General features: G+C 44.7%; 12 protein-coding genes. 5 read left to right on the forward strand and 7 right to left on the reverse strand.

Annotated elements, in window-relative coordinates; all coding sequences use genetic code 11:
• Positions 1-108: 108 nt before the first annotated feature.
• Complete coding sequence (locus WMO75_RS00545; RefSeq protein WP_349077474.1) at positions 109-648, reverse strand: flavin reductase family protein; 540 nt, start codon at positions 646-648, stop codon at positions 109-111.
• Positions 649-779: 131 nt separating this feature from the next.
• Here WMO75_RS00545 and WMO75_RS00550 point away from each other — a divergent pair, with 131 nt between their 5' ends.
• Entirely contained in the window at positions 780-1,967 is a 1,188-nt protein-coding gene (locus tag WMO75_RS00550; RefSeq protein ID WP_022214921.1) for an MFS transporter, read from the forward strand.
• A gap of 72 nt (positions 1,968-2,039) precedes the next feature.
• Here the strand turns inward: WMO75_RS00550 and WMO75_RS00555 are convergent, their stop codons facing one another.
• Positions 2,040-2,591, reverse strand: a complete 552-nt coding sequence (locus WMO75_RS00555) for a biotin transporter BioY (RefSeq protein WP_299319781.1) — start codon at positions 2,589-2,591, stop codon at positions 2,040-2,042.
• A 151-nt stretch (positions 2,592-2,742) separates the two neighbouring features.
• Complete coding sequence (locus WMO75_RS00560) at positions 2,743-3,666, reverse strand: mechanosensitive ion channel family protein (RefSeq protein ID WP_302247358.1); 924 nt, start codon at positions 3,664-3,666, stop codon at positions 2,743-2,745.
• Positions 3,667-3,853: 187 nt separating this feature from the next.
• Here WMO75_RS00560 and trkA point away from each other — a divergent pair, with 187 nt between their 5' ends.
• Together trkA and WMO75_RS00570 are read left to right on the forward strand one after the other, a co-directional pair.
• Positions 3,854-5,209: a Trk system potassium transporter TrkA gene (gene trkA, locus WMO75_RS00565; RefSeq protein ID WP_291580863.1), complete on the forward strand. Its 1,356-nt coding sequence runs from the start codon at positions 3,854-3,856 to the stop codon at positions 5,207-5,209.
• 14 nt (positions 5,210-5,223) lie between these two features.
• On the forward strand, positions 5,224-6,663 hold the full coding sequence (locus WMO75_RS00570; RefSeq protein ID WP_291580860.1) for a TrkH family potassium uptake protein: 1,440 nt from the start codon (positions 5,224-5,226) through the stop codon (positions 6,661-6,663).
• A 357-nt stretch (positions 6,664-7,020) separates the two neighbouring features.
• Here WMO75_RS00570 and WMO75_RS00575 read toward each other — a convergent pair whose 3' ends face one another.
• Entirely contained in the window at positions 7,021-8,703 is a 1,683-nt protein-coding gene (locus WMO75_RS00575; protein ID WP_291580857.1) for a glycosyl hydrolase family 18 protein, read from the reverse strand.
• 238 nt (positions 8,704-8,941) lie between these two features.
• The gene (locus WMO75_RS00580; RefSeq protein WP_022214915.1) at positions 8,942-9,163 is read right to left on the reverse strand and encodes a hypothetical protein; all 222 of its coding nucleotides are present in this window, start codon (positions 9,161-9,163) and stop codon (positions 8,942-8,944) included.
• Between the two features lie 638 nt (positions 9,164-9,801).
• On the opposite strand from WMO75_RS00580, the gene WMO75_RS00585 reads away from it, so the two are divergent.
• Positions 9,802-10,542, forward strand: a complete 741-nt coding sequence (locus WMO75_RS00585; protein WP_022214914.1) for an adaptor protein MecA — start codon at positions 9,802-9,804, stop codon at positions 10,540-10,542.
• Positions 10,543-10,593: 51 nt separating this feature from the next.
• Here WMO75_RS00585 and WMO75_RS00590 read toward each other — a convergent pair whose 3' ends face one another.
• Positions 10,594-10,797 (reverse strand): DUF1858 domain-containing protein, encoded by a 204-nt coding sequence (locus WMO75_RS00590; RefSeq protein ID WP_022214913.1) that lies wholly within the window; start codon positions 10,795-10,797, stop codon positions 10,594-10,596.
• A 227-nt stretch (positions 10,798-11,024) separates the two neighbouring features.
• Between WMO75_RS00590 and fdxA the strand changes: the two genes are divergently transcribed.
• Positions 11,025-11,198, forward strand: coding sequence for a 4Fe-4S ferredoxin (gene fdxA, locus WMO75_RS00595; protein WP_022214912.1), 174 nt, complete (start codon positions 11,025-11,027; stop codon positions 11,196-11,198).
• Positions 11,199-11,239: 41 nt separating this feature from the next.
• Here the strand turns inward: fdxA and WMO75_RS00600 are convergent, their stop codons facing one another.
• Positions 11,240-11,767: a MerR family transcriptional regulator gene (locus tag WMO75_RS00600; protein ID WP_022214911.1), complete on the reverse strand. Its 528-nt coding sequence runs from the start codon at positions 11,765-11,767 to the stop codon at positions 11,240-11,242.
• Between the last annotated feature and the right edge of the window lie 146 nt (positions 11,768-11,913).

Genomic DNA, 11,913 nt, shown 5'->3' on the forward strand with positions numbered 1-11,913 from the left:
TCTTTATATTTTATGTTCTGGCAACAGAAAAGTGCATCTTTTCAGTCCTTAACTCAAAACAGGGCATTTCCCATTCTGATATGAGGAAATGCCCTGTTGTAATTACCTTTACTCTTCAATAATATATGCATTTACGATCTCACCATAATATGCCACATGGGTATCTCTGTTGGAGCCGGTAAATGTGCTGTCTACATTCTGTGGATAGAATTTTCCCTGGTCTTCTTTGGTCATTGCGCTGATGTCCTGGGTCTGTTTGTAGACTACTCTGCATTCCAGAGTCAGCGGAAGTTCCTTGATTCCAGGTACGGAAATGGTTTCCGGTTCTTCGTAAGTAAGATCGAGTTCTTTGGCTTTGTCCACATCTCTTCCTGATTTGGAGCCGCAGAATGTAAGGATTTTCTTTGCGCTGTCGTCTACCGGGATGTTAACGGTGAATTCGCCGTTTTTCTCGATGAGGCTTCTGGTGAAGCGGCTTTCTCTGATGAAGGTTACGAATACAGGTTTCGCCCATTCGATACCAACCATTCCCCAGGAAATTGTCATGGAGTTTACTCTGTCATCTGCCTTGCCTGTTACCAGGACACCAGATTTCACTCCTTTGAGGATTTCTCCCATATGTTCATATACGTCTATTTTTTTCTTCATAATATGAATTCCTCCTGATCTGTCTTTGTTTTCTGCTATTAATCATAAAATAATGACCGCTTTTTGGCAAGCTTTTTGTTCTCTGTTGTTGTATAATAGAAATAATTATTCATACATAAGGAGATTTTATCATGTCATCTGCCAAAAGCAAAAACCTCACGGGATCTTATTCCTGTATCCAGGCTCTGTACTGGATGTATTTCGCTGCGATCATGAGTTTTTCCGGATTTTTCCTTTTGGGAGGGGGATTTTCCAATACTCAGATCGGCATCATCGCCGCTGTTGCCGGCATTATGTCTGCACTTTTGCAGCCTGTGCTCGCGGGTTACGCAGACCGCCCGGACAGCCCATCCCTCAAAAAGATCATCCAGATTCTCTATGTCATCCAGCTGCTTCTCGGAATCGGGCTGTTTTTTTCCAGAACGCTTATCCTGACCGGACTTCTCTACGGGATCAGCATCGCACTGCTGCAGCTTATGACTCCTTTCATCAACGCGCTCGGCATGGAGAGCATCAACCAGGGTCAGAAGCTGAACTTCGGACTTGCGCGTGGAATGGGCTCTGTCGCCTATGCAGTCATCTGCTATGTACTCGGGATCATCACCGTCAAAGCCGGCGTGCTTTCCATCCCAGCTTCCGTGACGATCATCACCGTCCTGTCACTTGGCTGCCTGATCATCTTTCCTTTCGTCAAGACACAGAAATCTGCCCAGACATCATCCGACAGCAAAAGCCTGGCAAACCCTCTTCTGTTTTTCCGGAAATACAGACGTTTTTCACTGGTACTGATTGGCTGTATTTTTATCTACCTCAGTCATGTGCTCCTGAATAACTTCAATTTCCAGATCGCACAGGGTAAAGGCGGAGGAAGTGCAGAAATGGGTACTGCATCCGCGATCGCAGCAATGTGCGAACTTCCTACGCTGTTTCTCTTTGGATATATCATCAAAAAGATCCGCTGTGACCTCCTGGTCCGTTTCGCGGGGATCTTCTTTGTGCTGAAGGCGCTGGGGACTTTCCTTGCTCCCGGAATTTCCATGTATTATGGAGTTCAGGTTTTCCAGATGCTCGGCTGGGGACTTCTGACTGCGGCTTCTGTCTACTACGTAAACGCCATCATGGAACCGGAAGATGCCATCAAAGGACAGGCGTATTTCACGATGACCTATACACTTGGAAGCGTGATCGGTTCCTTCCTCGGAGGTGCGCTTATTGACTTCGCGAGAGTCAGTTCCATGCTTCTGTTCGCAACAGTCTCTGCACTCTTCGGTGCCGTGATCGTATTTATCTTTGCAGAACGTACACCTCTTAACAAATAAACGCTTCATTACCATATAAGAAACAGCCGGAACATATCATCCGATACGCTCCGGCTGTATTTGTTTTATTTTTTATGCTACGTATTTACGCAGTTTTCGGGAAAGCACATAGGCAAGTGCGATCTTGATAAGATCCGGGATGATGAACGGAAATACACACCATCCAAGGGCTGTTACAAGTCCTACCGGTCCGTTTGCTTTGCCATAGACTACCATGAACCAGGCGGTTCCGAATGCATAGCATACGACCAGTCCTACGACCATGGACACGATCTGCATAATGGATTTCTTACCAGGAAGTTTCTCCATCGCCCACATCACAAGTGCGGAAAATAAAAATCCGATGATATATCCGCCTGTAGGTCCCGCCAGGACTCCGATCCCACCGGAAAAGTTTGCGAATACCGGGATTCCTACTGCACCGAGCAGGATAAATACCAGAACAGATAAAGTTCCTCTCTTGCCTCCCAGAACACCTGCTGCGATAAAAACACCAAATGTCTGTAATGTAAACGGTACTGCTGCCGGAATGGAAATCCAGGAACAGATTGCCATGATCACTGCAAACACTGCAATGTAAACAATATCATATGTTTTGCTTCTTTGAACTGCCACCGTACTCATCTTGTCCTCCTCGTGATAAACGTTACTGTTCACAGTAACTGATAAACAACTGTTTTCACAGCTTCTGTAATTTCTGTGCATTACTTTACCACAGGAAAGTTCGGATTGTCAACCTATTATTTATTTCCGGTTTACGTTTTCTCATAAACAGCTATTTGCGTGGATGTACGTAAACCTCCAGCTGGTTGTATGGGATCGCGATTCCGTTTGCGTCAAATTCTTCCTTGATCCGCTGGTTCAGTCTCCACTTCGTTGCCCAGTACGCCTCTGTCGGTACCCAGACACGAAGTCCCATGATGACCGCACTCTCTCCCAGTTCATCTACAAAAACCACCATCTCTGCATTGTCGCTCTTGGTGTCCGGGTCTGCCTTCAGGATATCCTCAAGGATTTTTTTTGCTTTGCGGATGTCGGCTTCGTAGGAGATTCCTACTTTGATCTCAAGCTTACGGTTTTCTTTTGCTGTCACATTGATGATCATGCTGTTTGACAGAGTTCCGTTCGGTACTACGATCTTCTTGTTGTCAATACTCAAAAGTGTGGTATAACAAATCTCGATTTTGGAAACAGTACCTTCACAGCCATTTGCCTGGTCCTGAATGATATAATCCCCCACAACAAAAGGCTTGAACATCAGAAGCAGTACACCACCTGCCAGGTTCGCAAGACCGCCCTGCAGTGCAAGACCTACCGTAACACCGGCAGTTCCGAGAAGTGCTGCAACAGAAGATTCCTTGACTCCCAGGCTAATCGCAATATTAAAGATCAACAGTGTATACAAAATAGCCTTGCCCGCCGATGAGATAAACTGGACAACTCCAGCATCCACATTGGCACGCTCCATAGAACGCCTCATAATGCTCACGATCCAGCATATGATCTTGCGGCCTACAAAAAATACAATGATCGACAGAACTACCTTGATACAGAATCCGGTAAATGCAGGCAGCTGCTCTGCCAGATATTCCTTGAAATCCAGAAAGTCCCTGATGCTCTGCTTCACGGAAGTTCCATCAATCCCCATATTCTGGAGACTCTGATCGACTTTATCCGCGGTTTCACTCAGTGTATCCATTGTCCGTCACTTCCTCTCTGTTTTCCGTACTATAACATTTTTCTCATTAACTTCTGTAAGCTGCTGTTCACAGCGGCTTCTGCAGCCAGTATACCATGAAATTTACATTTTCTCTATTTAAAAACCTTATGTAGAGTGATATAATAGATTAGCTTATAATAATTATTTTTTATTACTGGAGGGAATCATGCATATCATAATTGTCGGGTGCGGCAAAGTTGGACGCACTCTTGCAGAACAGCTTCAGGAAGAAGAAACTGACCTGACTCTGATCGATATGGATGCCGATGTTATCAACGATCTCACAGAAGATATCGACGCTATGGGAATTGTTGGAAACGGCGCAAGTATAAATACTCTTATGGAGGCCGGTGTTCAGACTGCCGATATCCTGATCGCTGTCACCGCTTCTGATGAACTGAACCTTCTCTGCTGCCTTATCGCACAGAAGACCGGTCATTGTCAGACGATCGCGCGTGTAAGAAATCCGATCTACAGCAAGGAGATCGGGTTCATCAAGGAACGTCTGGGACTTTCCATGATCATGAATCCTGAACTGGCTGCTGCACGGGAAATCTCCCGTCTGCTCCGTTTTCCGGCCGCGATCAAGATCGATCCTTTTTCCAAAGGCCGTGTAGAACTTCTCAAATTCAAGGTCCTGCCTGAATTTGGACTGGATGGCATGTCTGTTTCTCAGATCACAGACAAGTACCGCTGCGACATTCTTTTTGCCGCAATTGAGAGCAAGGATACCCTGGCGATCCCAGGTGGTGATCATCTTGTTCATAATGGAGATTTTGTTTCTATTATCGCCACACCTAAGAATACCGCTACTTTCTTCAAGAAGATCGGTCTCAAGACCCATCAGGTCAGAAATACACTGATCATCGGAGGAGGTACTATTTCTTATTACCTTGCCAAAACTTTGTCCGATCTCAAGATCAATGTCAAGATCATCGAGAAGGATAAGGAACGCTGCGAAGAATTAAGTGACATGCTCCCGGAGGCAACGATCATCTGCGGAGACGGAACTGAGCGTTCTCTTCTTATGGAGGAGGGGCTTGCAACTGTCGAATCATTTGTAACCCTCACCAATATGGACGAGGAAAACATCTTCCTGTCACTTTCTGCCAAGAAACTTACCAACGCCAAGCTGGTTGCCAAGGTCAACCGCCTGCCGTACAAGGATGTTATTGACGACCTGGATCTCGGAAGTGTGATCTATCCGAAATATATCACTTCGGATTCCATTCTCCGTTATGTCCGCGCCATGCAGAATACGATCGGAAGTAATGTAGAGACTCTGTATCACGTCCTGGACAACCAGGCAGAGGCTCTGGAGTTCATCATCCGTGACAACTCTCCTGTTGTCGGTATTCCGCTTGCCGAGCTGAACCTCAAGAGCAATCTTCTGGTCTGCTGTCTTACCCACAAGGGTACTGTCCGTATTCCACGAGGCCAGGATACGCTTCAGATCGGGGATAATGTTGTCATCGTAACCACCAACAAGGGACTTCGCGACATCCGCGATATTCTTGCATAGAACGGGGTGGTATTATGAATTTTCGTATTATCGCCTATATTGTAGGCTGGGTATGTAATTTTCAGGCGGCCTTTATGATACTGCCTCTTCTTACGGCAGGGATCTATCGTGAAAAGGATTTTTCAGCCTTTTTGCTTGCCATGCTGGTGTGCCTTGTCGTTGGCGTTCCGCTTACCCGCAAGAAACCCAAAAACAAGGTCTTTTATATCAAGGATGGCTGCGTTGCCGTTGCACTGAGCTGGCTTGCCTTATGTATTTTTGGTGCGATCCCGTTTGTTGTCAGCGGATATATCCCACATCCGATCGATGCACTGTTTGAGACTGTTTCCGGATTTACAACGACCGGTTCCAGTATCCTTTCAGATGTGGAAGTCCTCCCTCATTGTATTTTGATCTGGAGAAGTTTCACTCATTGGATCGGCGGTATGGGCGTCCTCGTGTTCCTGCTTTCTCTTCTTCCGCTTGCCGGAGGTTATCATATGAACCTTATGAAAGCAGAGAGCCCGGGGCCTTCCGTCAGCAAACTTGTCCCGAAGGTACAGTCCACTGCAAAGATCCTTTATACGATCTACTTTGGAATGACACTGATCCAGCTGGCTCTGCTTCTGATCGGCAGGGTTCCGCTTTTTGATTCTCTGTGCATTACCTTTGGTACTGCCGGAACCGGTGGATTCGGTATTGTCAATGACAGTCTTGGAAGCTACAGCACTTACTGCCAGGTTGTTACTACGATCTTTATGATCCTGTTTGGTGTCAACTTCTCCGCATACTATCTGATCCTGACCAAGAAATTCCGCCAGGCATTCAAATATGAGGAGGTTCGTTATTACTTCGGGATCATTGCTGTGGCGATCGTGATCATCGCCCTGAATACAGCCCACCTGTTCCGCAACCTCCTGACTGCATTCCAGCAGGCTGCATTCCAGGTAGGTTCCATTATCACAACGACCGGTTTTTCGAGCACCGACTTCAACCAATGGCCTGCTCTGTCCAAGACGGTTCTGGTCCTTCTGATGTTTGTCGGAGCCTGTGCCGGAAGTACAGGCGGTGGAATCAAGGTTTCCCGTATTCTGATCCTGTGTAAAGCTGCCAAGAAAGAATTCCAGCTTTACCTTCATCCGAATGCAGTCAAGAAGATCAAGATGGATGACAAGGTCATCACCCATGATATCCTGAGATCCACCAATATTTATATCAGTCTGTATCTTATGATCTTAGCCGCATCTGTTCTGCTGATCGCGATCGATAATTTTGATCTGATCACAAACTTCATGGCGGTAACAGCTACACTCAACAACGTTGGTCCGGGATTTGAGATCGTTGGTCCGATGGGAAATTTCAGTTCTTTTTCCTATCTGTCCAAATGTGTCCTTATCTTTGATATGCTTGCAGGACGTCTGGAGATCTTCCCGCTTCTCCTGCTCTTCTTCAAAGGAACCTGGAAAAAATTCTGATGCAGTAATCCCTTCCTTGCCCTTACATTTAAGCGGCAGGGAATTTTTTTTGCTTTTTCACGTAAAAACGCTGTATAAAGCACGTTAAATTTTATGTTTTCTTCACGTTTTCTTCAAAAGTTCATCACACTTTCTTCACATTTATAGGGTATAGTATTAGTCATAGAAGGCGATATGCTTTCTATAAAATATTTTTCTTTTTCATACGCGCCGGTACGAAAGTACCGGCCTCCTTCCATTTATGGAACTTTTTTTATTTTCCCATTTATATAATTAACAAAAAACACACTCTGCATCCCCTGCAAAGTGTGTTTTTTATTATGCTCTCATTCTATTATCATATAGAAAATTTCTTATTTATGAAGCACTCTGAAGATTCTCACTGATCGTGCTCCATATATCATTACTCTCGAATCCCAGTCTCCACTGTGCAACTCCGGCAAGATCGTATTTCGGGATCAGCTTGACTTTCTCTGCGATCGACTGTGCATCCTCCATCCAGATCTGGTATGTAGAGCCGTCCTTCTCGTATTCCCCGTAATTCTGGCTTATACTTCCATCCCATACAGTCTCTACCTTATTCTCTGTAAGGACATTCTGGGCCTCTGTCATACCGATCGCCTCGCTTGTCACAGCGCCGCCTGTTGTCTTCCACAGTCTGGTGTAGAATGGGATCGCAAGAATGGTTCTCTGTGCCGGAACTTCTGCCAGCGTATCCTCTACGCCCTGTTCTACCCACGGAAGGGACGCAACAGAACCTGCATCGGAACCGACATAATGTTCATCATATCCCATAATCACGACATAATCTACAACCAGTCCCTGCTCTCTCCTGTCATAATGGCTTGTAAAATCCTCTGGAACCGGATTATCTACGGAAAGAACGAGATTGTTCTTATGGCATTCGATCGAAAGTTCTCTCAGGAATTCCAGGAAATGCGGACCCGCATCTTCACTGAGCGATTCAAAATCGACATTGATGCCGTCCATTCCGATATTGGCTGCTGTCTGCACCAGATGCTTAATGATATTCTGTCTGGAAGCAAGCTGTGACAGAGTCTCTGTCGTACTCACATCTGCTGTAAAGTTATCCACCAAGCCCCATACCTTATAGCCCTTCTGATGTGCCTGTGTCACATAATCTGCGGAAGAAAGATCCCCAAGATTGCCTGAAGTATCCTGAATATAAAACCAGGTCGGAGAGATCACATTCAGACCGCTGACATTCGCTGTCATATCCGCGAAATAAGCATTTGCATCCGTGTTGGTGATCTGGTGCCAGGTCATATTGACCTTGTCATCCATGGTGAGATAGGTATAATCTTCTTTCTCAAAACTTCTCTCGAAATCAGTCGTCTCCATATCGGAAAGAACCTTCTTCTGTACATATCCGATATAGCCGTCCAGGGTAGAAACCTGTACCCAGTCCTCCAGTGCCTGCATATAGATCAGGGTATCGCCCTTGCTTACGTCTGTAAGTATCGGTGATTTGATACCTCCACGATAACGGACACTTGTGTCCTTCTGGACAGTTGCTGTATTGATTCCTGTAAATTCATGCTGTATCACGATCCTGGATGGATCTTCGTAAGTATAAGTATCGAGATCTGTGTATTTCTGTACCAGTGCGAGATTCAGATAAACGGTCCCATCCTTAAGCCAGACATCCCCGTCTCCTGATTCTGATGCCGGATAATTCTCAAGTGCTGACGGTGTTGCATACAGAATCTGCTGGTTAGCGCTGTCCCAGTAATATCTCTGATTCAGATAGGTGCTTACCATAGTCTGAGGCAGATAGATCTGATCTCCTGATTTCAGAGCCCGCTCTTCCATGATATCTGTACCAAGTACAACAACCATCTCACCGTCTGACGGCTGACCATAGTACTCTGTCAGACTCATATGCTCCCTGGATGGGATATAATTCTGAACAACGTGTACACCCAGTCCGATCGCTGCCAGCAAAAAGATCAGAATAACAATGGTGATCCTGAGTTTAAGCTGCTTACGCCGGCTCTGTATATCGTTTGACTTTTTCATTCGTTCCTCTCTTTCGGTTCAAAATGTATAAAATCCTGTTTTTTGTAAAGATTCTGTATCATTATATCATGTTTTGTTTTGAATGTATTGTTTATTTATATATTTTAGGAGTTTTTATAGTTTTTTCACTTTTGCAGGAGGATTTTCCCAAATGGTCAAGTATACGGAGGAAACCTTTTTCTCCGGGAGATCCCCCTGCCTGCTCTTATGTATTTCCGCAGGATCTGCACTCCGGTGTTTATCTGTATCGGTATTTCTTACGGGGAGCTTCACTGATCCGGTCAAAATCAACTCTCGCGATCCTGCCCGATTCATCTTCGGTGTAATCTCTCATGTAGCCTCCGCCCTCTGCGATCAAACAGGCTTTCGCAATATCTTTGGGCGTACTTGGCTCTCCATCCATAAAAAGCTGTATCCCGCTCTTCTGATAGAGTTTCAGTTCTTCTCTGAGAGGCTTCATGGATTTCCTGCTGCACTTTGCATGTGACATATTTTCGCTGGTCTTTCCTCCTTTCTCTCGGAATAAGATTTTAGAAAACACCTGCAAGAAAAAATAAGCCTCTATAATTGAATTTAATCTCATGGAAATTGCATCTGCCGCAGCCTGAAACGCTGCATGACATGTAAATGATGGCAATGACTTGTTTGTAGAAATAAGAAAATGATGGTTACTATGTAAGTTAGATGTTACGTCTTCAGTTGTCCAATCACAGAATCTGTATTTTTTCTTATCCTTTATTATACAGATTTATTCTGTGCTTGCAAGGACTTTTCTCTATTTGACGAAAAATTCCCGCTTTATTTCCAAATATTTTAGAAATAGGTAATTCTAATTTCTTTACATTCGCTATGGTTGTGGTATATAATATACACAAGGTTACTGTGAACAGGTAGTATCCCGCGAGGTGTTTTGCCATGAATATGGCAAAATCCCGAGACATACAGGGCAAAATCCCATCACCGAAGGTGATTTGGAATGGATTTTGACCAAGTTACTGTGAACGTAGTGAACAGTAACCATATAAGTCATGGACTATATCCTGATTTCTATATATATTCATATAATACAACAGGATCCGAAGAATAGGATGTGATGAAATGAAATTAGAGAAGATCAACGACAATCAGATTCGTTGTACCTTAACACGAGAAGATCTGGAAATGCATCAGGTAAATTTACGTGAACTGGCTTACGGCTCAGAGAAAGCCAAGAAACTTTTTCGCGATATGATGCAGCAGGCTCAGATAGAGTTTGGTTTTGAGGCGGACAACATTCCGCTGATGATCGAGGCGATTCCTGTAAATCTTGACAGCATTATCCTCATCATTACCAAAGTCGAAGACCCGGAAGAATTAGATACCCGCTTTTCCAAATTTTCTCCATATAAAGAGAATACCCAGGCGGAACCGCTTCAGCTTGACGGAGCGGACAGTATCATTGATATCTTCCAGAAGATCTGCGAATCCAAGCTCAAGGGCAAATCTTCACAGGCCTCAGAGTCTCAGGAAACAGAAGATTCTTCCGATTCCGGCGAATCTTCCGCTGTAAATCTGATCCGTCAGTATACATTCACTCATCTGGATGATGTAATCGCAGCATCTCATGGACTGAATGGATTCTTTACCGGCGAGAACAGCTTATACAAGATCCCTGGCAATGGCAGCTATCAGCTTATCATTCACCAGTCTTCTCACACAGCACAGGAATTCAACAAGGTCTGCAATATTCTTTCTGAATATGGCAAGGGACGCGCCTGCACACCTGCCGGCGAGGCTCACCTGATCGAGCATGGAGAACTGATCTCCACCAATGTTCTGCAACAGTTAATACAGCTTTAACCATGACTTAAAAAGACTGGCATCTCTGCCAGTCTTTTATTTTGGTATTAATTAGTTGTTCTCAAGAAAATCGTTGATCTGCTGAACCAGAACATCAGCGTCCATTCCATGAACCATAGCTGCTTCTTCCAGAGATTCCATCTGTGAAGACGGGCATCCAAGGCAGTGCATTCCTGCTCTCATAAGAATCGGTGCAATATTCGGATCTAAAGTGATTAACTGGCCGATCAGCATATCTTTTGTAACCTTTGCCATTATATTTTCCTCCTTTTCTCAGGGATGAGACCGAAATCCGTATTCCCAGTGATAGATCTCATTATAATATAAAACCCACCAGTACGCAACGCCCGACATCAAAAAAACTGTACATAATTTATAAAAATTTGTTTATAAATTAATACTTGTATTCTTGCCGGATATATATTAGAATAGCCTTATGGATACCTGTAAAGGGTACGAAAGATATAAAGGAGGATATCATTATGGCATACGTAATTTCTGACGATTGTGTAAGCTGCGGAACATGTGCAGCAGAATGCCCAGCAGAGGCTATTTCTGAGGGCGCAGAGCATTTCGAGATTGATGCTGATGCATGTCTTGACTGCGGAACATGTGCAGATGCCTGTCCAACCGAAGCTATTCACCCAGCTGAATAAGCTTCATACAGACAGAATTGAGAGAAGCTGTAGCAATTATGCTACAGCTTCTTTTTTTGTCTTTTTTCAACAGTTGCCGCGGCTTCTTTCCTTGCCATCTGCTGTCTGCGGATTGCAAGATCCAGAGAGCGGCATCTCTCTTCATCTTCGCTTTCATTCTGAAGCTTCAGTTCCTGCGCGATCAGACGCTCGAGGATCGTCTGGAATTCCAGGATCTTCTCATCATTGTCCTTATGTGGATCTTCTATGATCTCTTCTGTCACAACTTCTTCTTTGTCCGGCGGTATTTCCACCATCTCTCCTTCCAGGAGTTTCGTTCGGCTTTCTGTGGAGCCTGGTGCTGTCCGGGCAAGTTTCGGGATCAGCTCGCGGATTGCGCGGAGCTGGAGTCCACGCTTCTTCAGTTCTTTTATATTCATAAAAAGCTGAATATCATATCCGGTGTAATAGCGATGACCAAGTTCGTTCCGGTGGATCCGCAGTTCCAGTTCTTCTTCCCAGTACCGCAGGACATACGACTTCACTCCGGTCATCTCCACTGCCTGTCTGACGGTATACCTCGTTTCCATGGCGGTGCACCTCCCTATGAAATTCATCACCTATCATTATAAGCAGGAATCCCGGTAAATTCAACGAAAACCGTTTGACAGAACTTCACAGGATTTCCTGATAAATCACAAAAAAACAGACATAGAGATAAAATATTGCTACTTTC

This window comes from Blautia intestinihominis, from assembly GCF_040096655.1.
Taxonomy (GTDB): domain Bacteria; phylum Bacillota; class Clostridia; order Lachnospirales; family Lachnospiraceae; genus Blautia_A; species Blautia_A intestinihominis.

Coding starts and splice junctions, on each gene's coding strand:
- WMO75_RS00545 (WP_349077474.1), bottom strand. CDS start 648: ATGAAGAAAAAAATAGACGTATATGAACATATGGGAGAAATCCTCAAA.
- WMO75_RS00550 (WP_022214921.1), top strand. CDS start 780: ATGTCATCTGCCAAAAGCAAAAACCTCACGGGATCTTATTCCTGTATC.
- WMO75_RS00555 (WP_299319781.1), bottom strand. CDS start 2,591: ATGAGTACGGTGGCAGTTCAAAGAAGCAAAACATATGATATTGTTTAC.
- WMO75_RS00560 (WP_302247358.1), bottom strand. CDS start 3,666: ATGGATACACTGAGTGAAACCGCGGATAAAGTCGATCAGAGTCTCCAG.
- trkA (WP_291580863.1), top strand. CDS start 3,854: ATGCATATCATAATTGTCGGGTGCGGCAAAGTTGGACGCACTCTTGCA.
- WMO75_RS00570 (WP_291580860.1), top strand. CDS start 5,224: ATGAATTTTCGTATTATCGCCTATATTGTAGGCTGGGTATGTAATTTT.
- WMO75_RS00575 (WP_291580857.1), bottom strand. CDS start 8,703: ATGAAAAAGTCAAACGATATACAGAGCCGGCGTAAGCAGCTTAAACTC.
- WMO75_RS00580 (WP_022214915.1), bottom strand. CDS start 9,163: ATGAAGCCTCTCAGAGAAGAACTGAAACTCTATCAGAAGAGCGGGATA.
- WMO75_RS00585 (WP_022214914.1), top strand. CDS start 9,802: ATGAAATTAGAGAAGATCAACGACAATCAGATTCGTTGTACCTTAACA.
- WMO75_RS00590 (WP_022214913.1), bottom strand. CDS start 10,797: ATGGCAAAGGTTACAAAAGATATGCTGATCGGCCAGTTAATCACTTTA.
- fdxA (WP_022214912.1), top strand. CDS start 11,025: ATGGCATACGTAATTTCTGACGATTGTGTAAGCTGCGGAACATGTGCA.
- WMO75_RS00600 (WP_022214911.1), bottom strand. CDS start 11,767: ATGGAAACGAGGTATACCGTCAGACAGGCAGTGGAGATGACCGGAGTG.